Origin of the sequence: Agrobacterium vitis, from assembly GCF_013337045.2 — a bacterium.
GTDB lineage: Bacteria > Pseudomonadota > Alphaproteobacteria > Rhizobiales > Rhizobiaceae > Allorhizobium > Allorhizobium vitis_B.
This window is the reverse complement of the sequence record NZ_CP118262.1, coordinates 24,944-45,693: the sequence shown is the minus strand read 5'-3', so window position 1 is coordinate 45,693 and position 20,750 is coordinate 24,944. Positions and strand designations below refer to the sequence as shown.

Here is a 20,750-nt window from a genome sequence, read left to right as displayed (position 1 = left end):
GTTCGACCATTCTCTGGGCTGGTGCCGCAAGGCTTCCCGGTATGATCTGACCCTCACTCCGATCGACCCAATATGTGTCTTTCCGCGGACCTGTCGATCATCCGGGAACGCCCTGCGGTGAGGCCTTGCCTCAAAGGTGCTGCTGTGACCCAAGAAGGGCATGACCATCCGGTCCCATGACTGTCCTGTCCCGGCATCCTTCAGGCAAATAATTCTCATGCCGCAGGAGAGGATAATTAGATGGCTGAACACCGAGCAGAAACTCACGTCATTGGTGGCGTCGATACACACAAGGACTTGCATGTCGCGGCAGTCGTTGATCATCGCGACCGCGTTCTCGGTACCGAGAGCTTCCCGACAACCCGACACGGCTATCGCTTGATGCTGGCTTGGATGCGATCGTTCGGGGATCTCCAGCGGGTCGGGATCGAATGCTCTGGCAGCTACGGCGCGGGGTTGCTGCGCTACATGCAAACCGCAGGTGTCGAGATTCTGGAGGTCACCGCACCTGACAAACTCGACCGCCGCCGGCGCGGCAAGAATGACAACTTCGACGCAGAAAGTGCGGCCCACGCAGCCTTTGCGAGACGGCACACCGTAACGCCACGCAGCAGGGACGGCATGGTAGAAAGTTTACGCATCCTAAGGGTTTGCCGCAAAACCGCTATTCAGGCGCGCCGTATTGCCCTGCAGATGATCCAGATGACCATCGTCTGCGCACCGGACAAAATCCGCGATCCGCTGCGCAGCATGACGCGGATGCAATTGATCCGTACGCTCGCAGCCGGCAGACCTGACCTCACTGCGTATCGCCAGGTCGAGGAAGCCTACCGCATCTCTCTCAAGTCTCTGGCGCGGCGTTATCTCGAACTCCATGACGAGATCGCCGATCTCGACGACATGATTGAGGCCATCGTCAAGGATCTCGCTCCTGAACTACTTGCTCAAACCGCAATCGGCGTGAACAGTGCGGCGCAGTTGCTTCTCACGGCGGGCGATAACTCCGACCGGTTGAAGTCCGAGGCGAGCTTCGCCGCATTGTGCGGCGTCAGCCCCGTCCCCGCTTCTTCCGGAAAAACGGTTCGGCACAGGTTGAACAGGGGTGGGGATCGCGCAGCAAACAGTGCCATCCACATCATCGCCATTGGGAGGCTTCGATTGGATGCACGCACGCAGGACTACGTCGCCCGACGGATCGCAGCCGGAAAATCGAAGCTCGAGGCAATTCGCTGCCTCAAACGCTACATCGCCCGCGAAGTCTTCGCCATCATCATGCGGCGGCACAGGGAAATCAACCAAAGCCAAATCGCGGCTTGACTCTTAGAAGGGCGTCCGCGGGTGACGTCTCCGGACGAGTATCGACTGGACCTTTGTGTCAGCACTGATCAGCCGATCAAGACGAATGGAGAGCATATCGAGGCGGGCATGATCCCCGGTGGCCGTTGCGCCGTGCTGAAAGTCGTCGGCAACACTGATGATCTGGAGCCTGCCGCGCTTTACCTCTATCGCGATTGGCTGCCGGCCAGTGGCGAGGAAGCGAGGGATTTCCCCCTGTATTGCCAGCGTCTCACCTTCTTTCCCGAAGCACCTGAACATGCGGCGGTGGCAGAGCTCTTCCTGCCCCTGAAGTAGCGAACCTCTGTGGCGGCTTGTCCGTTTCTGTCCACGGCGGCGGACAAGCAGCTTTCAACCCGAACCTCCCGATCCGGCTAAACAGCGCGTTCGCTAAACGTGGGTATTCCATCAGGCGAAACCGTAGCGGCCTTCACCGGATAGTTACGAAGATGTTGGGGGGGGGCAGGATATGAGCGGTTCCTGAAGACCATCGCCGACGGGGAAGATCCTGAACACGCCGAAACCAGTCGGTGGTGCGGCGGCTACTTTGATCCGGAATGGTTCGACCTGTCGATCGTGGACAAGGATGTTCGAAATGCTCTGCGCTCGAATGCCAAAAGGCGATTGTATCAACCGAAGCCCAAAGCCTTCCCGAAGAAATGAGTTGGCTAAATTCAAGGTGCGCCTTGAAGGGATGCGAACCTACGGCCCGTTTACCAAATCATGTCTAAGGTGTCATTCTCACTGACGATTCAGCACGTTAGCCTGACAAGGACAGCCAGTTTGTGGCTGAGAACAGTCGTTTCCCCCTGATCTACTAAGTTTCACTTTTGCGACAACCGCATATGCATCGGTGTCCCGCGAGCATACTTCTCACATCTGCTGGCAGGACCGTCAGTCGTATTCTGCTCGAAGCGCTTCCCATTCTTCAAGGAGGGCAGCGTATAGGTCTCGGAAGCTATCTTCCTCGTTTCCTGCAAGCGGATAGCGATCAATTGAGAAGGGTTCGCCACGGATAACGTCCAAAACCCGGATCTCCTCGTGAGGTACACCGAGGAGCGCTTGGCCCAACAGCCAAAGCCCGAGCCGCGCAGCCTGCTCGTCCAGAACAGGGGTCTCTGAGAAATAGGGGTAGACGTAATGCTCAACGCCACGACCATCGCGGGCGGACAAAATATTGTCGACCTTCACGACGGCATCGAGCCCCGGAAACGGAAACTGCGTCCCGAGCTGTCGTCCGGGCGCAAAGGGCGCGTTCGTCCAGCGGCGCCTCTCGTCCCACCAAAGTAGGAAGCCATCCCGTAGCTGCGGATAGAGATTTTGCCGGCGGCCATTTCCGGCGATCCGCCCATCAGTCGCGGCGTGCAGATCGTGCATGCCGAAAACATGCCGCTTCGCGTCACTCCAGAAGGGCCCGTAGAAATCCCCGCCGCCCTCGCCACCGTCATCCGCTGCTCTTGCACGATCCTCTCGAATGTCGGTCCGGAGCGCCGATCGGCGAGGACCTTCCTCCAGGAACATAATTTTGAGGAGTTTGCGAAGGTGTACGCGGCGCATCGACATCTCGACCTCCCGGAACATCAAGACTGAGTGACAACTAGTTCGGCGATCTTAGCGGCGACTTCCGCCATCGACTCTTCGGCAGTGCTCAACCCAGCTCGGGAGGCTAACAGTAGGCTGACCTGCTCAAGCTCTTCATAGGTTGTCCCGTGAACAACCGGAACGAGCCGCTCGCGCCTTAGAAGCGCTGACAGCTCTTTGTCTGCAATGCCTTCTGCCGGCAAACGGCGTAGCATAGCCGGGGTCACCAGAACGATACCAACTCGGGAATTAATCAAACCCTTATCGATCGCCCGCATCATCGGCACGCCAAGGCCAAGATCCTTCTCGCTGAACCACACACGTACACCTCGCGCTTCGAGCAGGTCATGCAGTTCCTTGGCAGATCCCTGCCTGTCATCCCACGCATGACAAAGAAAAACGTCTCGAAGGTCAGGCTGCGACGCTGCTAAATTCTCGACATTTTCGCGAACAGGCGTGAGTGATTGCACTTGTTCGGGCGTATACAACACAGTCGAACCGGCTCCGGACCATCGCGGCTTTGCAGTGCGGCGCCCCGACCCGCCACTACTGCTGCTTCGGCCGCTGCTGCTTCCTGACTGGAAGTATGAAGAACTCGGGGACGAGCTGTACGCGCCGCCGTATCCTCTAGAACTGCTATAGCGACCATAGCGGCTTCCACAAGCAGGACAGTCGGCTGCCGCAGCGGCTGATCGATGGCCCTTTACTGGAGCGGTGCATCTAGCCATATCTTTCTTCTCCTTTGTCGATCCGCCAATCTGCGAATCCCCTCACAAAAAAGACCGCGCTCTGGATGAACGCGGTCTTGGTGGATCAGCCCTTTGGTGGGTAGGGATCATTGCCATAACTGTCTCGTTCACGAATCTGACCGTTTCGGCCGTGGATCAACAGTTCAGACTGTTGGTTCTGCGCGATCGAACGAGCATGAGCCGTTGCTTCAGCTTGGGTAGAGTGAACCGCAGTGGCGCGGCTGTTCCCGGCACCCTGCACTGCCCAACCATTAGCATGCGGCACAACGTGTTGGTTCTTTCCTGACATTTTCTCACCTCCTTTCCGTCCCAATATGGACATGCCGTAAGATATGGTGAACGAATAGGGCGTTGTCAACTGCGAACGCATCGTTCATTTGACAGAACGGCGTTTTCCAAATACTGGCTGCGTCCGAAGAGCATGTATGGAGATCGAAAATGTCATTAGCTTCGAAGCTCAAGGAGCTTCGGTTGAAGCGCGGAGAGTCGCTCCAACAGGTTGGCGACGCGGTGTCAGTTTCGAAGGCTCATATTTGGGAACTGGAGAAGGGAACCAGCACCAATCCGGGCCTTGAGCTTCTTAAGAAGCTCGCCGCACATTTCAACGTTACCGTCCAGTACCTTGCTGAGGACGATCAGGAAGAGCTTGACCGATCCTCATTACAATTTTTTCGCGAGTTCGGCGGCAAACTATCTGATAAGGATTGGGAAACGCTGCGCGTTGTCGCCGACCGCCTGAAGGATAAGGACGCGAAATGAACGACGAGCTGATGATGGATCTCGCGGACTGTGCCGCTCCAGAGTCTATCATCGCTTGCATCCTTCGCCATCACCCGGACTGGGCGGCGCCGGTCCCAATCGAAGATCTGGCAAGCTCCATCAACATTATCGACATTTTGGAGATGGAAACAGAGGAGTTCGAGGGCGGCCTCACCACCGATCCAGACAAACGGAAGGGTGTCATTCTCTACAAGGCCGGGACAAAGGGTGGGCGTCGACGCTTCACCATCGCTCACGAGATCGGACATTTCTTGATCCCGTGGCATAAGGGGGATCAGCGCTGTACGAAAAAGGACATGATCGAGCGGCGGATTGAAACGCTTGTTCAGAAACAGGAAACAGAAGCCAACCGGTTTGCGGCCGGCATACTCATGCCGAGGCCATGGTTCGTTTCCGATATGCGCAAACTGGGCGATGCCGACGTAGAGCACGTCAAAACGCTTGCTAGACAATACGGGACAAGCGTCGAGGCGACTGTTGCCCGGTATGTCGAGCTGACCGATGATTGCTGTGCGTTCGTATTCTCGAAAGACGGGATTATTCGATACACCAGGGCGACCAAGGATTTTCCACCTCTGTCGGTTCGCTCGAAACATCATCTTCCAGAGCGAAGCCTATCCGGGCGATCCTCTAACCGCACACAATCCCGTCCGTCAGAATGGGCTGAAATTCAGGGAAGTGTCTGGCTAAACGGTGAAGGCCGTTCTCATTGCCCAAAAGTTCTGGAGCAGACGCTGCTTCAACGGGAGGGTTACCAGCTCACGCTGCTTTTTATTGCGCCTGATGAAATTGAAGATGCGGAAGAGATCGAAGCCTTGGAAGAAAGTTGGACACCACGGTTTCGTCGGTAAATGGCCCACTGTTGGCAGATTGCTGCTTCCAACCCTGCCAAGCTGTTAGGTAACGTCGCTAATTTTCTGATTTTACAACGGCGCAAAGGCACGTTTGCGACGCCTCATGCCGAGCAATTTTGTGTGTAGGTCATTGCCATTTGGTCAGCAATGTCAGCTTTCAGGTATCTACTGACGCACTCTCAATGTCTGATGTGACGGCGCAAAGCGGTCATAGCTCGTCTAGTCCAAGCTCTGAGGTACGGGCGTCGATTTTCTATGCGATATAGCCCCCTCTTTGAACCTGCGGTTTGAACGCTGACTGTCGAAAATCGTACCGAGCGACCAGTAGAGTCCCTTGCTATGGAAGATGTATTGCCCGTTAGGCAGGACGTGCTGCTAGTTCAAGCGTGAGGAAAGATGCACCACAATGGATAATGGTCGGACCGACTCCGCAAAGCACCCTATCGACTAGCGTTATCGCTTCCACGAACAAAATCAGAACATCTGCTTTGACAATCCTTAGAATCCGTGGATTATCACTGGGCAATGCATGCCTTCCAGACAAGCTCCCCGAGCGCTGGGAGCCGTCGGGAACGGAAGCGCCTGCGCGGCCGTGCCTTTTCTCTGCTCAAGATTTATAGGACGAAGCTCATGGCCAAAGACGCTGCACTATTGTCTGAGCTGCATAAGCTGATCGGACAGCGGATGGATGCTGGCCAGATTGCACAGCCGAGCCAGATTGTTGAAGAAGTTTTCAAGAACAAGCCTCTGACAAGTCCTCATGCCGACTTCTACAGGGCGTTTGCCAAAAAGGAACTGGTAAAGGTAGTGACGCGAATGCTGAAGCGCATCGGCATGAGCGACGACCCCGCCTCTCCTCAGATGGTGTTTCCGGGCCATACCCGTTTGGTTAAATCATATCCCGTGATCAGAAACGGTGAGAGGGCACTGGTTCCCATAAGCCTTTGCACGCCGCGAGAACTCTCTGACCATATGTTACTTCTTCGCAAGCAGGCGAAGGGCTGTGAAAACCACGCTGCCGAGCTGGAGGAATATGTGGCCAGCAAAATCTCTTTGGAGGAAGCCCAGGCCCTAAAGGATCATTCGGAAGCGGCCGAGGTCGAGCCGGCCTGACTTCAGAAAGCCAACGCGGAGTGACCATCTAAGCGAACACGATATAAAGGCCTGCAGCAGTTGTTCTCAATGCTGCGAGCTCCGCTTTACGAACAGGTCGTTGAACACCCGATCCGCTCCCCACGCCTGAGCGGAAGTGAAGGCAAGCTGTCGCAACTCATCGCTTTCGAGTGGCTGCTGCCCGGGCTTATAGCCGAGATCGTGGTTCGCCTCGGACCACGCATGCTGAAAGAGCGTCTTAATCTGCAGCTCGAAGCAATAGGGCACAAGGTCCTTGTTGAAATTCGGGTCGATCAGATCTTGCTGCAGCATAAGAATATGGTGATTTCCAAAATATCCAAATTCCCACTCGTTCTCCGGCAACATGTCTTTCGACTCGATCGCGTGGAAGTAGCGCTGAACTTCCTCCGAAATCCTATGCACATCATCCTTGTAGAAGGTGATGATCCGCGCGCCGATCTGATCCTGTATCTGATGAAGCGGAGCATCGTACTTCGCTTTGCCATCCTTCTCCGCAGTGGCTTTCCCTACGAAGCGCTCCACGGACTTCGGGCGCGTCGAGATGCGATCGATCCGCGGCTGACCTGCGAAGATCTCGTGCAATAAGGTGGAAAGCTTATCGGCGATGGGAAAGAGCACGGTTTCGTATCGCGCTCGATATTGAGCTTCTACCGTCATCTACCTTTCTCCAGTTTTTCGCTAACAACCGAGCCGACTGTGCTGAAGCGTATCCTGTCGGCCCCTTCTTCAACGGGCGTGTGTTCGAAGACCTTATCGAAGGACGCAGCGTCGGCAGTGAGCATGGCTCCGTTGTCCAGCTCCACCGTCCGATAGGGCAATCGCTTTGTGAACTCGGCTGCATCGAACTGGAAATTATCATTGGCCAGGTCAGCTCGTTCGAGCTGCTTCACCACGGCGGCCTTTGCACCCTCGGTAAATCCGTATCGATTACAGAACGCCTCAACGCTTAATGTCTCCGCACCAAGTCCACTGGCAAGCGTAGCTGCGGCGGTGATCTGGCGCTTAACTTCTAGATCATCTGTAGCCTTGATGGCTTTCTTCAGTGCGACAGCGAGACGACGGGTGCCAAACGCGGGACTTGTCATGAAGTCCGACAGCAGAAACTCCTTAACCCAGTAGTCCGACGACTCCAGATCCTGGCTGTTAATCTGCTTGTCGACGGCCATTCCATTCCAGAAGCCACCTTGGAATGACTGATGCTTGTAGACGACAGCTTTGTAGGAATGCGCATTCTTCATGAATACGCGGTCGATGAATTCGACCGTCAGCATGTCGGCAGCCTCGTTTACGACCACGCCGTTGTTGGCACGAAAGCGTGATATTACCACCTTGTGCTCGGCGCCTTCGGTTCCTTTGATCAGGAATAGAAGCCCGAGCCCCGAGCGACGTGTCGTTACTGTCGCCAGTTCCTCAGCTAGCACGCGACCCAAATCGACCCCAGGCGCTGAGGCATAGGCAATCAACATGTCGCGACGCGCGTTCGCTTGAGCGCCGCCGTTGCCCTTATTGAAGGCGATGCCGATGTTGCATTCGGTATCGGCCTTTTCGTACACGTTCCTCATTAGGACGAACATGTCGCCTTCATGCGGTACTTGGCTCCCGACGATGGCTGACGGGTCGGCAGCCCCCTTATTCGGATAGACAAGGTATGTATGGATGCTCTCGATAGGCAAGCTTATCCCCTCGCTGCCGAATACTTCAATTTTACAACAGCTACATAGAATACCTGTCCCGCACAAGCAGACGAACATTTACCGCCGCTGAATCACAGAGAATGAGGATGAACCCCGCAATCATCAATCTCGACACATCGTCCCAAACTGATTAGTTGTGGGCATGGCTCGCTCGCACGCTACGATACCGCTCCGCCCCTATCTTGCACCCATGCTCTTGCGGGGTGTAGGCAAAATCGCCAACGCCCGCCTTCTCCGGGCTCTCACAGCTGAGCTCGAAGCTTTGATAGGCGTGGCTGTTGGCCCGAGAACCCTCCTCAGAACATCCCCACCCATCGTAAGCGGTGCGTTGCGCACGGTAACCATTGAATATCAACACCGGTCGGAACCGGCCTGGGCGCCATCGGGAACATATACTGATCTGGCCCACCACCTCCTGACCATTTCAGTGAAAGGAAGCTTAGCCGCAATCTCTGCATCCGAGTCTGCCGTTCGTCCGCAGATTGATCGCAAACTCACAGCGGCACGCCCCATCTCCCGAACCGAGATCGAATCCGGCTTCGTCGGCAGTGAGACCAAAGCGCTGTGGTTAGACGGTATTCACGCCCGCTCTGACGCCAAGCCTGACGCGAAGACCTTGATGGGACGTGCATTGGAGTTCGCCATTGATCCTCTCGGCGATCAGACCTACGCCTTTAAGGCGGTCCGCAGCAAAGTGCCGCTGGTCCTGTCGAGTGGCGCAGTGAGTCAAGTGGTCGGTGCCTCCCCAGATGACGCTCGCCTCTGGCTCAACCGCCCCAAGACTTGGGCTGACTTCTTAGCGGACACGGAGATCTTGCTCGACGTGGCGGCTTCGGTCGGGGCGACTCCACCAACCGTGCGCTTCCCTGCTCTTGCGCAGGCGGTTAACGATCTGGCAACCGTCAGCGACGGCGACGCGATCGCCGTGGTTCCACCGGAACTTTTGGCTGAGGACACCGATCAGACCCTGAAGGAACGCGCCGCACAATGGGCCTACGGGGCCGAATTCTCCGTGGTTCCTGGCGCAGGACCGAATCTCGTCGCAACAGTGACCTTCGAAACGACGCTACTAGGAGACCTATCTATCACTCCGACTCTAGCTGGCGACAAGATCACACTCGGTTTTGACTGGACGACTCGACCCGTGACAGGAGCGGCCGGCCGGGCGGCTTTCGATGCCCTGATAGCGGAATATGATTGGCTCAAAATCTACTATGGCAGTGGCCATACTATTTCCGGAGGAAAATGTTTCAGAAGCGCTTACACTGACCAGTGGTTTCCCAATTGGCAGTTCAAGAACTTAGCCAATTACAATGTGACACAGGAAAAGCCAGTTATACTGGTAGGGCAGACCCTCGGTTTGTCTATCGGGACGCCGAAGGCGCCGGGTCAGCACGACGACTCGCTATTTGGCTATTGCCACGACATTTTTAACACCGGCTGGTTGGCTAGCGATGACGGTTCGATGGAACTTGCTGATTTCGTTCACATTGATGATGCCACAAACCTTGTCACTCTGATCCACGCAAAAGGGGCTGGCTCTTCGGCTGTCACAAGGGAAGTCTCCGCGTCGAAGTACGAGGTCGTTACGGGTCAAGCCGTCAAGAACCTTCGTCATCTGGAACGACAATCCTTGACAGACACGCTAGACGCTGGACGCCATCATCTTATCGCGGGCGCCGTTTGGCACAACGGTATTCGACAACCAGACAGAACTGGACTTATCGCCCGAGTTCAGGCGCTTCCCATCGGCTACAAAAAGCGAGTAGTGATTCTTCAGCCTCAATTAACGGAGACCGAACATGACGAATGTGCGAATGGCCAAGCTTCCCAAAGAAGAACCCTGAAGATGAAACAACTCAACACGTTACTCCTTGCAGCAAGACTATCGGCGAACGCGGTTGGCTCAGATTTGGAGGTTTGGGGTGCTGCTTGAACGCTCCTGTGCAACGTCTTGGGCTGGCTAGCATCGTTCCTGCGGGCGCCGCAATACGGATGCACAGTGACCGGTCAAGATGGATCGACGCACTCCCCTTACAAATCTCCATATAGACATACACGCTTAAGGCGATTCGGCCGAGCGGCGCCGCAATTCCGAGCTTTGCAGCCAGCCCTTGCCTGTCGGCTCTCCGGCTACCCCCCGGCGTAGAGAAGTTCAACTTTAACATTATGCCGCAACCCGCATTCGCCTTGCATTCTAAGCAATATATTACATAGTCCTCAACCAGAGGTGGCGTCATGGGGGTTCAAATTTATGCAAGTTCAGATAAAGCAAATCACAGGATCCTGGGATTTGGGATACGCATTACACAAGCATTCTCTCCACAGCACCTTCACCGGGCACAATGAATTTGGCCACCCTACTTATGACACCACCAGGTCAGAGCCCGGAGAAGCACTTTATCAGCTCAAATATCGCAATGACTGGTCGCAGGCTGGACCGATAGCCGCCCAAATTAAGACGTCAATTCTACCACTATTTGAAACGATAGGGTTGATAGTACCCATGCCTGCGTCCACCCTGCGTGCCAGACAACCTGTCGATGAGATCGCCAACGAACTGGCCAAGGTCATTGACGCCAGCGTGTTCAACAACATCATCGTAAAGGCTCCGGCTCCTGAGGGCGGCACGCCGCTCAAGAATTTAAACACAAAGGCAGAAAAGGATGCCGCGCTCGCTGGGCGTTTTTCGATTAACGATCAGATTTCTGGCGATGGTAGTTGGAACGCCTTACTGTTAGATGACCTATATGATACTGGCGCAACGATGGACGCGGTGTGTAAAACACTTAAGACCTACCCGAAGATCGCACGGGTCTACGCTGTTGCCGTGACTTGGAAGTGAGCCAATGAACACCGTTTTTATCGCAGGTTCCATATCAATCAGCCGCCTGCATGAGAAAGTTAAAAGTAGGATTGAGAAGATCGTCGCGTCCGACCTCGATATTGTCGTCGGAGACGCAGACGGCGCGGATACATCGATCCAACAGTGCCTTGTTGAGTATGGCGCTAAGAGAGTGACCGTCTTTTGCAGCGGTGATCGGCCGCGCAATAACTTGGCTGAATGGCCGGTCACTCATATTCACCCGAAAGCGCCGCCCGGTAGTCGAGCCTTTTACACTGCTAAAGACATCGAGATGGCCCACGCCAGCAATTACGGCCTAATGGTTTGGGATTGCAAGAGCACAGGCACACTGAGCAATGTCATTCAGCTAATAAAAGAAGACAAAAAGTCCGTTGTGTTCGTAAATAAAAATAAGGATTTCGTCACTGTCGCTGACGAAGAGGGGTTGAACTACCTGCTTACGTTTATGTCCGACCACGCTCGTACCAAAGCAGAGGAAAAGATCGGCCTATCCTCGAAAATTGCGGACATATCGCAAAAGCAATTCACTCTCGATGTCAACGACAGCGAGCTAGAGCAAAAGAGCAAAAAAAAACGCACCCCATATGGCGCCTAGACCCTACCATGAGACCACCTCCAAGCGTGTGGTTTCGGGGGGCGAAAAAAGCATAGCCAATGCGACCAATCCAGCGGATGGAGACTCCGCATGTGCCCAAAACATGAAATTGCGTGTGATTTTAATCACGGCGATTGGGAGCCGTGTGAAAGCAAAGGGTTGGACGCAGGCGGAAGCTGCCCGGCTACTTGGCGTAACTCAGCCTCGTGTGTCAGATCTGCTCCGGCACGAGGTAGGCGTTTTCGGCTTGGACACGTTGATCAATATGGCTGCTGCTGCTGGGTTGAATGTTGAAATGCGTGTCAGCGACGCTGTCTAATTGATCATTATAGTCGAAGGCTAACTCTTGATTGGATCCTGAGTGATCCCTTCATAAAAGAACTTCAGTACATATACGTCAAAACGGGAAAGGCTAGGTATTTTGCTGATAGTTTCCAAGCCTATCGACTGAAAAGCTTTTATCGCGGTGGGCAGATCAAGGCTGGGGTCGTTGAAATTCATGGCGCCGCTCCGATGAATTTTTCGCGAAATCATTCTTGGTAGCCCGTACTCTTCTAGCTGATAAACGGCGCCGGGCAAAAACGCATGCCCCAGTCGCGCAATAAAAGGTGACACATCTACATTGGGATCGACGATGACCTTGTGAAGTTCATTGGCGTCGCTCAGCAAAGTAGTGAGCTTGAACGTTACCGTACGTTCAAGCTGAAAGAACAACTCCACGTCAATTCCCTCATCATCAAGCTCCAGCAATAGATCCGGAATTTCCCGGCGCCAGTTTCTCGAGAGAATTTTCACAAAGGAGACAAGCTTACTGAATTTCACATCCCATCCCGCCGGGCTGAGATTTATGATCAAATAAAGCAATCGATCCCAATGGTCGGGATTATCGGAGTTGAGGTAAGCTAAGCCACGCCATTCCTCGGGCTGTGCCTTCATATTCTCAGCGACCCGCATGATGAAATCTGAGTCACTGTTTTGCAGCACATTGCTCTTGCTCAAGCGCGCAAATTCCTCAGGTCCAAGGATGTTGCCCATCGTGCTCTTGTACTCAACGATTTTCTGGACCTGTTCGTGCGTCAGGGATTCACGGTGCAATTCCTCATCAATGTGGGGTCAGAACAAGAGCAGTTCGAAATCGTACGCTAAGCCCGAACGAAGCGTGAACAATGCCATAGCTCGGGTTTTAGGCATTCGATCTCTGTGGATTGCCATCGACATGCGCCAGTTTTGATTTCGCTGTCCGGCCCGACTCGACGACGCTCAGCGCAGATTGGTCATGGATGGAGTCAGGCAATGGCAAAGCGCAAGCTTCTCAAAGATCAAGATCGTCGAAAGCTTATCGACATACCAGTCGACGAGGACAGCCTGATCCGACACTATTCGTTGTCATTGGCGGATCGCCTGGAGATCGAACTGCGGAGACGTAATCACAACCGGCTCGGCTTTGCCATTCAGCTATGTCTGATGCGATACCCGGGTCGAGTGCTGGGGGCAGAAGAAATTCCGCCACGCGCCATGCTGAGATTTGTTGCTGATCAGATCGGCGCCGCCCCGGAAGCATTTTCGCTCTATGCACGCCGTGAAGAAACCCGTCGGGATCACACAGCACGGCTAATGATGTATCTGGATACGAGAAGCGCGACGCTACAAGATCGCCGCGCCGCGTTGTTGGTGGCAATTCATGCGTCGACCACGTCCGACGACGGTGCTGCGATAGTCAGTTCAGTTGTCGCCGCGTTTCGTGAACGCGGCGCTCTTCTACCGGCGATCGACACGATCGAACGGATTGGCCTTGCCGGCCGTGCGATAGCTCGCCGTTGGGCAGAGACAACTCTGATTAAAGACATCCCGCTCGATACGTTCCGATCATTGGACCGGCTGTTAGAAGTGGACCCGTCGATCGGCCAGACGCGCTTCCATTGGCTACGCTCAGCGCCAGAAGCACCAAGTGCGTCGAATCTGGTCGGGCTGACAGAGCGGATAGCCTTTCTGCGGCGGCTGGAGATCGATCCGACGTTACAGGCGCGCATATCAGCAGGACGGTGGGACCAGATGATCCGGGAGGGTAACGCAACCCCGGCCTGGCTTGCCAACGACTTCAATGCCAGCCGTCGCCACGCTCTGATTGTGGCTCAAGTCATCAAGCTTTGCCAGAAGCTCACGGACGATGCGGTGACGATGTTCATCAAACTAATGGGTAAGTTGTTCTCGCAAGCCAACAACCGAAAGAAGCAGCGGCAAATGGACTGCAGAGCGAACACCGCCAAAGCGCTGCGCATGTTCCTCGATACCATCTCCGCGCTGCAGTCCGCCAACGACCATGGTCGGAATGCATTGGCTGTTCTCGACCAAAGAGTCGGCTGGGACCGACTGCTTCGGATGAAACCTGAACTGGAGTCGATGGTCGACGACAACGAGGCGCCGTCGTTGACCGTAGCAGCCGAGCAATATGCGACCGTCCACAAATACACTGGTGCATTCCTTCAGAAGCTGCCTCAAAAAGAAGTGGGTGATTTCAACAGGTTATGATTCCTTCGGATTTGCAAAGATTCGATGGAGTTCACGATGGCCTGGACTGAAATCACCCGTCGGCAATATGCCCGGCGAACGGCACGCTACGCAAGTGACATGACAGATCGGGAATGGCTTTTGATGGAGCCTTTTCTGCCGATGCCCCGCCGCTTGGGCCGCCCCCGCACCACTGATTTGCGCGAGGTCGTCGACGCTCTGCTTTACATCGCCACGACTGGTTGCCAGTGGCGCATGCTGCCGAAGGATTTCCCGCCCTGTTCGACCGTCCAGCGTTATTTCTATGAATGGCGCGCGCTGGGACTTTGGGCGCGCGTCAACCATCATCTGGTGATGGAGGCCCGCGAGCTGGAGGGCAGAGAGGCAAGTCCGACGGCCGGTGTGATCGATAGCCAGAGCGTGAAAACCACGGAAAGCGGTGGCATACGAGGCTATGATGCGGGCAAGAAAACTAAAGGGCGCAAGCGCCATATCATCGTCGATACGCTTGGTCTGATGGTCGGTCTCATGGTTCACAGCGCCGACATCCAGGATCGCGATGGCGCTCCCGATCTCCTTAAATCCATCCGCCACAGGTGGCCATGGTTGCTACACGTCTTCGCCGATGGTGGTTACGCGGGCAACAAGTTGAAGCAACGGCTGAAGAAGATCGGGCGCTGGACGATTGAGATCATCAAGCGATCAGACAAGGCGAAAGGCTTCGAGGTTCTACCGCGTCGCTGGGTGGTCGAGCGGACCTTCGCCTGGCTCGGTAGATGCCGAAGATTGGCCAAGGACGTCGAACGCTCCATCGCATCAGCCGAGGCATGGATCATGATCGCCCACATTCGCCTGATAACCAGACGGCTCGCAAGGTATCGATATCGTTGAGGACTTTTCGAGTCCGACTCTCAGGCATTCACGTTCCGCTCGGCGCGTCGCCACGATCCACTTTTAGCGGCAATTGGACTGCTTAAACGGCTTTATGCCGAAAAGCGGCGGCCACTCCCTGATCGCGTCCCGCTCACCCACCTTAGCCAAACTGAGCGCCGGCTCATCTTCGAACGGGAAAAACCCGATCGCCGTCTCTACGAGATCGCAACGCTCGCTTCTTTGCGAGACCGGCTTCGATCTGCGGAGATCTGGGTCGATGGCAGCCGATCTTTCCGGCCCATTGATGAGCATCTGATGCCGCGAACAACATTCATCACGATGAAGGAAGAAGATCGTCTCGGTTTGGGGGTCCAGAGCGACGGCGCGCAGTGGCTTGCCGAAGCGAGTCAGATGCTCGAGTTCAACCTGCAGCGTCTGGCGCACAGGGCACGATCCGGAAAGCTCGAAGGAGTTCGTCTTGAAGCCGGAACCTTGATAATCACACCAACTGCCAGCGAAATCCCTGTGGCCGCGGAGGCACTGAATGCCGAGATCAGCGATATGTATCCGTTGGTCGAGGTTCCCGACCTGTTAAGGGAAGTGCATGAATGGACCGGCTTTGCGGATCACTTCACGCATGTTCGGACCGGCGACGTCCCAAAAAATGTTTCTGCAATGCTCGCTGGTGTACTGGCCGATGCTACGAACCTTGGCCCCAAACGAATGGCGGGTGCCTCCAAGGGGATTAGCGCTCACCAGATTGGGTGGATGCGCACATTCCACGCCCGATCGGAGACATACCGCACGGCTCAAGCGTGCATCACCGATGCCCACACCCAGCATCCGCATTCGCGCCTTTGGGGCAATGGCACGACGTCATCGTCCGATGGCCAATTCTTCCGTGCGAGCGACCGGGCTGCAAAGCGCGGCGACATCAATTTGCATTACAGTAGCGAGCCCGGATCGAAATTCTATAGCCATCTGTCAGATCAATACGGCTACTTCAGCATTTTGCCCATCAGTCCCACCGAGAGCGAGGCGGCGTATGTGCTCGATGGGCTATTCGATCAGGACACTGTCCTCGATATCCATGAACACTTTACCGACACAGGCGGCGCGAGTGATCATATCTTCGGGCTCTTCGCCTTGATCGGAAAGCGGTTCTCACCGCGACTGCGCAATCTCAAAGACCGGAAGTTCCACACGCTAGAAAAGAGCGGTGCATATCCGGCGCTGTCGAACCACATCGGGGCTCCGATCAATACCAGTCTGATTCTCGATCATTGGGACGATCTGCTCCATCTCGCTGCGTCGATCACGACGCGGTCCGTGGTGCCGTCTACGATACTCAAGAGGCTGTCTGCGTCGCCTAAGCAAAGCCATCTTGCGAGGGCGCTCCGCGAGCTCGGCCGTATCGAAAGGTCGCTCTTCATGATCGAATGGTACTCAAGTCCGGCACTACGGCGGAGATGCCAAGCCGGTCTCAACAAGGGCGAGGCCGCCCATAAGATGAAACGGGCTGTGTTCTTCCACGAGCGGGGCGAGATCCGCGACCGGTCGTTCGAGAGCCAAGCATTCCGCGCCTCAGGGCTCAATCTCGTCGTCAGTGCAATCGTGCACTGGAATACGGTCTATCTTGATCGCGCGGTCACACAGCTGAAACGAGCGGGACGAGACATTCCTGATACTCTGTTGAAGCACATCTCGCCGCTGAGTTGGGAACATATCAACCTTACAGGCATCTACACCTGGGATGCCGAACATCAGATGCCCAACGGATTTCGACCGCTCCGTCTGCCAGTCGGCCTACGGCGGGTCGCATAAGTTCTCATTCCGTTCGCCCTTAGCGTACGATTTTGCACTGCTCTTGTTCTGACCCCTACCTGCCGGATTCACGACACCATTCCGAACCGCTTTATCAATCCAGCGTATTATGCTGTTTCAATCCTCAATTGCTGAAGCTCTCCAATCCGGTGGATCTTGATGCCTATATGGCCGCACAACATGCGGTGATCTCGCAGACGGACAGCCTGCATGGCTGCGTCAAGGATGCGCTGGAGCATGCAGGTGCAGAATTGGAAGTCGTTGCGGCAGCTCCCGATTTCATGTCGATATTGGCAACGGCGCGTTCATCTGCGGTCATTGCCACCGTATCATCGCGTATTGCACTTCGTTATGGCCCGCTGTTGGGACTTGAGGTCAGCCCAGTGCCACTGGCGCTTTCTTTTCCACCCGTGGCAATGGTTTGGCCGCTCCACATGGACAGCGATCTGGGCTGCGCATGGTTGCGGCAGCAAGTACGTGAGGCGATGATGGGGAAGAACGAGAGCAACGTCGCGGATATCGCGGCGTGATTCCATAAAGATCAGGGGGTGTTTGATGGCCTCGCCTTGACGGGAATCGAACTTTCGGTTCCAGTTGTTTCGGTTAAGCCTTTGATCTGCAAGCCTGCTACAGCAACTGGGCGGCGAAAGTTTATTATAGAAAATAATCACACCATTCGGCGTTCGCGAAAGAAGGTAGCTCTTACACCCCATCACTTGAAAACTCGCCCTGGCGCCCGGGGACATGAAAATGTCCGGCATCAGTCATCCTCTACGAACACCTGATCGCGCTTGGAACGTATCGACGGTAGGAGCGCCAGGATTACGCAGACCAGACCCAGGCCGAGCAGCGATGCAGCGATCGGGTTTGTGACGAACACCGTCGCGTCGCCGCGGGAGATGATCATCGCCCGCCGGAGATGCTCCTCGAGCAGCGGCCCCAGAACGAATCCCAGCAGAAGGGGTGCCGGTTCGCAGCCCACACGGATCAGCACGTAGCCAAGTATGCCCGAGACGATGATTGCATAGACGTCGAAGGGGTTGTTGTTGATGGAATAACATCCGATCGAGGCAAAGATGACGATGGCCGGAAACAGCATGCGGTAGGGAATGGTCAGCATCTTCACCCACAGCCCGATCAGCGGCAGGTTGAGGATCACCAGCAACAGGTTACCGATCCACATCGATGCGATGATGCCCCAGAACAGCGCCGGCTGGCTGGTAATGACGTCCGGCCCCGGCGTGATCCCCTGCAGGATAAAGGCGCCAACAATGAGTGCCATGACTGGATGGGCCGGAATGCCGAGGGTAAGCAGCGGAATGAAGGACGTCTGCGCCGCAGCGTTGTTGGCGCTTTCGGGTCCCGCCACGCCTTCGATCGCGCCATGGCCAAATTCGGCCGGATTTTTCGACAGGTTCTTCTCGACCGAATAGCTGGCAAAGGACGCCAATACGTGACCGCCGCCCGGCAATACGCCGAGAAGCGAGCCAAGCGCCGTTCCCCGCAATACAGGGCCGATAATCCGCCGGAAATCGTCTCTCGTCAGCCAAAGGTTCGTGACGTGTTTCACTCCGATTTCGCGCGTGTGCTCGTTCTGAAGGTTGCGGAAGATTTCGGAGACCCCGAATATTCCAACAGCAATCGAAACAAAGTTGATCCCCTGCGACAATTCCAGGCGACCGAACGTGAAGCGCTCCTCGCCCGTATAGATGTCCTGGCCCACCGTCCCAAGCAGCAAGCCGATGACGATCATGCCCAGCGCCTTGAGGACCGAACCGTGAGCGAGTGAGATCGAAACGAGCAGCCCGAGAACGATCAGGGCAAAATATTCCGGCGCGCCAAATTCGAGCGCGATGGAGGCAAGCGGCGGAGCCGCGATCGCCAACAGCATTGTTGCCACGCAGCCTGCGAAGAAGGATCCGAGCGCCGCGGTTGCCAATGCTTGGCCGGCACGACCCTTTCGGGCCATCTGATAGCCATCGATCGCTGTGACAGCGGAAGAACTTTCCCCCGGCAGGTTGATGAGGATTGCTGTTGTGGACCCACCATACTGGGCGCCGTAGTAGATGCCCGAAAGCATGATCAAGGACGTTACCGGGGAGAATGTAAACGTGATCGGCAGAAGCATCGCGATCGTCGCTGTCGGCCCGATGCCGGGCAATACGCCAACGAGCGTGCCGAGCAGTACGCCAACGAAACACCAGACGATGTTTATCGGCGTGAGAGCCGTTTCGAAGCCAAGGGCAAGATTCGAGATCAGATCCATCATGGTGAGCACCTCATAGTCCGAAAACCGGCCCGAATGTCGGAATGGCAACTGCCAGCCCGACCTTGAAGACCAGATAGCAAAGAGTGGCAATGACGGCGGCCATCATAGCCGCCGATACCAGCGAGTTTCGGCGAGACGCGAGTGCCGTCATGAACGTGCACAGCAGGACGACGGGTACGAGCCCAAGATCGCGGGCTCCGGCCGCAAAGATGGCAAGTGCCAGACAGATAAGGACGAGCCCGCGCCAGGGCACGGAACCATCGGTCGGCTCCGGCTCACTGCGCAAGCCATCAAGGCCGATGACGACGCCTAGTGCGCCCAATACGAAAGCGAGCACCACCGGGAAAAAGCCCGGGCCCATCTGGGTCGCGGTCCCGAACTCATATCTTAGACCCTGCACAGCGAACGAGGCCGCGATGGCGATGAAGATGCCACCGGCAATCAGGTTTTTCCGGGTGTACTTTTCGAGTGTAGCCATGGTCTCCTCCCCTCTGGCGTCCCCTGACGGTCCTCCCGTTCAGATGATATTCGATCCTGCGATTGCGTTGCATACGGCTTCGGTGACTTGGCGGGTGTTGGCGGTGCCGCCGACATCGGGGGTCAGGATGCCCGCTTCGGTCACGCGCTCGACGGCGCTCATCAGCCGTGCGGCGGCGTCGCGTTCACCGAGATGCTCGAGCATCTGCGCGGCAGTCCAGAAAGTGGCGATCGGGTTGGCGATACCCTTGCCGGTAATGTCGAAGGCAGATCCGTGGATCGGCTCAAACATTGATGGGAAACGGCGCTCCGGGTCGATGTTGGCCGTCGGCGCAACCCCGAGGCTGCCAGCGAGAGCACCAGCCAGATCCGACAGGATGTCGGCATGCAGATTGGTCGCCACGATCGTATCCAACGTCTCCGGCTTCAGCGTCATGCGCACCGTCATCGCATCGACCAGCATCTTGTCCCAGGTGACATCCGGGAACTCCGTCGCCACTTCGGCCGCGATCTCGTCCCACATCACCATGCCATGGCGCTGGGCGTTCGACTTGGTGACGACAGTCAGCAGTTTGCGCGGGCGCGCCTGGGCCAGCTTGAAGGCGTAGCGCATAATGCGGGTCACGCCGACGCGGGTGAAGATCGCCACTTCCGTGCCGACCTCTTCCGGAAGGCCCCTATGGGCGCGGCCGCCATGGCCGGAATACTCGCCTTCGGAATTCTCCCGCACGATGACCCAGTCGAGATCGCCTGGACCGCAATTGCGCAAGGGCGGCGTGATGCCGGGCAGGATCTTCGTCGGGCGCACATTGGCGTACTGGTCGAACCCCTGGCAGATCGGCAGGCGCAGGCCCCAGAGCGTGATATGGTCGGGAACGTCAGGGGCGCCGACCGCACCGAAGAAGATCGCATCGAACTTCTTCAGCGTGTCCAGCCCGTCGGCCGGCATCATCACGCCGTGCTTCTTGTAATAGTCCGAACCCCAGTCGAAGGTTTCGGTATGGATCTTGAAGTCGCCGCTGCGCTGTTCCAGCGCCTCCAGAACCTGAAGACCCGCAGCTATAACCTCAGGACCAATCCCATCCGCAGGGATCGCTGCAATCTTGTATTCACGCATGGGAAGTTCGCTCCTGTTCAAGGGCTAGCGCTCAGGTCAAGCGCCGGACGCATGGCCCGTGGCCATGACGAATGATGGATCGGCGGCTTATTCT

18 protein-coding genes and 5 pseudogenes are annotated in these 20,750 nt (G+C 56.1%); 14 read left to right on the top strand and 9 right to left on the bottom strand.

Annotation, left to right across the window (positions count from 1 at the left end; all coding sequences use genetic code 11):
- Positions 1–240 precede the first annotated feature (240 nt).
- The 3 genes and pseudogenes from G6L01_RS26005 to G6L01_RS25995 form a co-directional block, all read left to right on the top strand.
- Positions 241–1,317, top strand: coding sequence for an IS110 family RNA-guided transposase (locus tag G6L01_RS26005; protein WP_070167322.1), 1,077 nt, complete (start codon positions 241–243; stop codon positions 1,315–1,317).
- A 6-nt stretch (positions 1,318–1,323) separates the two neighbouring features.
- A pseudogene (locus G6L01_RS26000) lies at positions 1,324–1,632 on the top strand (AraC family transcriptional regulator); the annotation flags it as partial.
- A 148-nt stretch (positions 1,633–1,780) separates the two neighbouring features.
- Positions 1,781–1,998, top strand: a pseudogene (locus tag G6L01_RS25995) (IS1096 element passenger TnpR family protein); the annotation flags it as partial.
- 231 nt (positions 1,999–2,229) lie between these two features.
- On the opposite strand, the gene G6L01_RS25990 reads toward G6L01_RS25995, so the two are convergent.
- The 3 genes from G6L01_RS25990 to G6L01_RS25980 form a co-directional block, all read right to left on the bottom strand.
- Positions 2,230–2,898: a hypothetical protein gene (locus G6L01_RS25990; protein ID WP_060716706.1), complete on the bottom strand. Its 669-nt coding sequence runs from the start codon at positions 2,896–2,898 to the stop codon at positions 2,230–2,232.
- 17 nt (positions 2,899–2,915) lie between these two features.
- Positions 2,916–3,644: a toll/interleukin-1 receptor domain-containing protein gene (locus G6L01_RS25985; RefSeq protein WP_060716641.1), complete on the bottom strand. Its 729-nt coding sequence runs from the start codon at positions 3,642–3,644 to the stop codon at positions 2,916–2,918.
- A gap of 85 nt (positions 3,645–3,729) precedes the next feature.
- Positions 3,730–3,954 (bottom strand): DUF2188 domain-containing protein, encoded by a 225-nt coding sequence (locus tag G6L01_RS25980; RefSeq protein ID WP_003571562.1) that lies wholly within the window; start codon positions 3,952–3,954, stop codon positions 3,730–3,732.
- A gap of 149 nt (positions 3,955–4,103) precedes the next feature.
- On the opposite strand from G6L01_RS25980, the gene G6L01_RS25975 reads away from it, so the two are divergent.
- From G6L01_RS25975 to G6L01_RS25965, 3 genes are all read left to right on the top strand, one after another.
- A complete protein-coding gene (locus G6L01_RS25975; protein WP_060716642.1) occupies positions 4,104–4,424 on the top strand; it encodes a helix-turn-helix domain-containing protein in 321 nt (106 codons plus the stop codon).
- Positions 4,421–5,296, top strand: a complete 876-nt coding sequence (locus tag G6L01_RS25970) for an ImmA/IrrE family metallo-endopeptidase (RefSeq protein ID WP_060716643.1) — start codon at positions 4,421–4,423, stop codon at positions 5,294–5,296. Before G6L01_RS25975 ends, G6L01_RS25970 begins: the two co-directional genes overlap by 4 nt.
- A gap of 633 nt (positions 5,297–5,929) precedes the next feature.
- The gene (locus tag G6L01_RS25965) at positions 5,930–6,412 is read left to right on the top strand and encodes a hypothetical protein (RefSeq protein ID WP_141747317.1); all 483 of its coding nucleotides are present in this window, start codon (positions 5,930–5,932) and stop codon (positions 6,410–6,412) included.
- A gap of 66 nt (positions 6,413–6,478) precedes the next feature.
- Here the strand turns inward: G6L01_RS25965 and G6L01_RS25960 are convergent, their stop codons facing one another.
- Both G6L01_RS25960 and G6L01_RS25955 read right to left on the bottom strand, forming a co-directional pair.
- Positions 6,479–7,090 carry a GTP pyrophosphokinase gene (locus tag G6L01_RS25960; protein WP_060716645.1) on the bottom strand — a complete coding sequence of 204 codons (612 nt, stop codon included), beginning with the start codon at positions 7,088–7,090 and terminating at the stop codon, positions 6,479–6,481.
- Entirely contained in the window at positions 7,087–8,106 is a 1,020-nt protein-coding gene (locus tag G6L01_RS25955) for a hypothetical protein (RefSeq protein WP_141747316.1), read from the bottom strand. The genes G6L01_RS25960 and G6L01_RS25955 overlap by 4 nt, the downstream gene beginning before the upstream one ends.
- A gap of 349 nt (positions 8,107–8,455) precedes the next feature.
- Here G6L01_RS25955 and G6L01_RS25950 point away from each other — a divergent pair, with 349 nt between their 5' ends.
- The 4 genes from G6L01_RS25950 to G6L01_RS25935 all read left to right on the top strand — a co-directional run bounded on the left by G6L01_RS25950 (position 8,456) and on the right by G6L01_RS25935 (position 11,907).
- A complete protein-coding gene (locus tag G6L01_RS25950) occupies positions 8,456–10,063 on the top strand; it encodes a hypothetical protein (RefSeq protein WP_141747315.1) in 1,608 nt (535 codons plus the stop codon).
- Between the two features lie 318 nt (positions 10,064–10,381).
- The gene (locus G6L01_RS25945; protein WP_060716700.1) at positions 10,382–10,972 is read left to right on the top strand and encodes a ComF family protein; all 591 of its coding nucleotides are present in this window, start codon (positions 10,382–10,384) and stop codon (positions 10,970–10,972) included.
- Between the two features lie 4 nt (positions 10,973–10,976).
- On the top strand, positions 10,977–11,588 hold the full coding sequence (locus G6L01_RS25940; protein ID WP_060716701.1) for a hypothetical protein: 612 nt from the start codon (positions 10,977–10,979) through the stop codon (positions 11,586–11,588).
- Positions 11,589–11,640: 52 nt separating this feature from the next.
- Positions 11,641–11,907, top strand: coding sequence for a helix-turn-helix domain-containing protein (locus tag G6L01_RS25935; RefSeq protein WP_060716712.1), 267 nt, complete (start codon positions 11,641–11,643; stop codon positions 11,905–11,907).
- A gap of 20 nt (positions 11,908–11,927) precedes the next feature.
- On the opposite strand, the gene G6L01_RS25930 is transcribed toward G6L01_RS25935, so the two are convergent.
- On the bottom strand, positions 11,928–12,623 hold the full coding sequence (locus tag G6L01_RS25930; protein ID WP_141747314.1) for a hypothetical protein: 696 nt from the start codon (positions 12,621–12,623) through the stop codon (positions 11,928–11,930).
- 258 nt (positions 12,624–12,881) lie between these two features.
- Here G6L01_RS25930 and G6L01_RS25925 point away from each other — a divergent pair.
- The 4 genes and pseudogenes from G6L01_RS25925 to G6L01_RS25910 all read left to right on the top strand — a co-directional run.
- Positions 12,882–14,075, top strand: a pseudogene (locus G6L01_RS25925) (DUF4158 domain-containing protein); the annotation flags it as partial.
- Positions 14,076–14,153: 78 nt separating this feature from the next.
- A complete protein-coding gene (locus tag G6L01_RS25920) occupies positions 14,154–14,987 on the top strand; it encodes an IS5 family transposase (protein ID WP_060720092.1) in 834 nt (277 codons plus the stop codon).
- A 21-nt stretch (positions 14,988–15,008) separates the two neighbouring features.
- Positions 15,009–16,793, top strand: a pseudogene (locus G6L01_RS25915) (Tn3 family transposase); the annotation flags it as partial.
- A gap of 56 nt (positions 16,794–16,849) precedes the next feature.
- Positions 16,850–17,323 (top strand): annotated as a pseudogene (locus G6L01_RS25910) (LysR substrate-binding domain-containing protein); the annotation flags it as partial.
- A gap of 230 nt (positions 17,324–17,553) precedes the next feature.
- Here the strand turns inward: G6L01_RS25910 and G6L01_RS25905 are convergent.
- Genes G6L01_RS25905 through G6L01_RS25895 form a run of 3 tightly spaced genes read right to left on the bottom strand, consistent with a single transcriptional unit; the run spans position 17,554 to position 20,656 of the window.
- Positions 17,554–19,059 (bottom strand): tripartite tricarboxylate transporter permease, encoded by a 1,506-nt coding sequence (locus G6L01_RS25905; protein WP_060720093.1) that lies wholly within the window; start codon positions 19,057–19,059, stop codon positions 17,554–17,556.
- Between the two features lie 13 nt (positions 19,060–19,072).
- Positions 19,073–19,540 (bottom strand): tripartite tricarboxylate transporter TctB family protein, encoded by a 468-nt coding sequence (locus G6L01_RS25900; RefSeq protein ID WP_046802342.1) that lies wholly within the window; start codon positions 19,538–19,540, stop codon positions 19,073–19,075.
- 39 nt (positions 19,541–19,579) lie between these two features.
- The gene (locus G6L01_RS25895; protein ID WP_070167284.1) at positions 19,580–20,656 is read right to left on the bottom strand and encodes a tartrate dehydrogenase; all 1,077 of its coding nucleotides are present in this window, start codon (positions 20,654–20,656) and stop codon (positions 19,580–19,582) included.
- Positions 20,657–20,750 lie beyond the last annotated feature (94 nt).

Bases quoted from the DNA above. Each gene is read 5' to 3' on its own strand.
- G6L01_RS25980 (WP_003571562.1), bottom strand. From the start codon at position 3,954: ATGTCAGGAAAGAACCAACACGTTGTGCCGCATGCTAATGGTTGGGCA.
- G6L01_RS25905 (WP_060720093.1), bottom strand. From the start codon at position 19,059: ATGGATCTGATCTCGAATCTTGCCCTTGGCTTCGAAACGGCTCTCACG.
- G6L01_RS26005 (WP_070167322.1), top strand. From the start codon at position 241: ATGGCTGAACACCGAGCAGAAACTCACGTCATTGGTGGCGTCGATACA.
- G6L01_RS25960 (WP_060716645.1), bottom strand. From the start codon at position 7,090: ATGACGGTAGAAGCTCAATATCGAGCGCGATACGAAACCGTGCTCTTT.
- G6L01_RS25920 (WP_060720092.1), top strand. From the start codon at position 14,154: ATGGCCTGGACTGAAATCACCCGTCGGCAATATGCCCGGCGAACGGCA.
- G6L01_RS25970 (WP_060716643.1), top strand. From the start codon at position 4,421: ATGAACGACGAGCTGATGATGGATCTCGCGGACTGTGCCGCTCCAGAG.
- G6L01_RS25965 (WP_141747317.1), top strand. From the start codon at position 5,930: ATGGCCAAAGACGCTGCACTATTGTCTGAGCTGCATAAGCTGATCGGA.
- G6L01_RS25900 (WP_046802342.1), bottom strand. From the start codon at position 19,540: ATGGCTACACTCGAAAAGTACACCCGGAAAAACCTGATTGCCGGTGGC.
- G6L01_RS25990 (WP_060716706.1), bottom strand. From the start codon at position 2,898: ATGTCGATGCGCCGCGTACACCTTCGCAAACTCCTCAAAATTATGTTC.
- G6L01_RS25930 (WP_141747314.1), bottom strand. From the start codon at position 12,623: ATGGGCAACATCCTTGGACCTGAGGAATTTGCGCGCTTGAGCAAGAGC.
- G6L01_RS25975 (WP_060716642.1), top strand. From the start codon at position 4,104: ATGTCATTAGCTTCGAAGCTCAAGGAGCTTCGGTTGAAGCGCGGAGAG.
- G6L01_RS25940 (WP_060716701.1), top strand. From the start codon at position 10,977: ATGAACACCGTTTTTATCGCAGGTTCCATATCAATCAGCCGCCTGCAT.
- G6L01_RS25985 (WP_060716641.1), bottom strand. From the start codon at position 3,644: ATGGCTAGATGCACCGCTCCAGTAAAGGGCCATCGATCAGCCGCTGCG.
- G6L01_RS25895 (WP_070167284.1), bottom strand. From the start codon at position 20,656: ATGCGTGAATACAAGATTGCAGCGATCCCTGCGGATGGGATTGGTCCT.
- G6L01_RS25945 (WP_060716700.1), top strand. From the start codon at position 10,382: ATGCAAGTTCAGATAAAGCAAATCACAGGATCCTGGGATTTGGGATAC.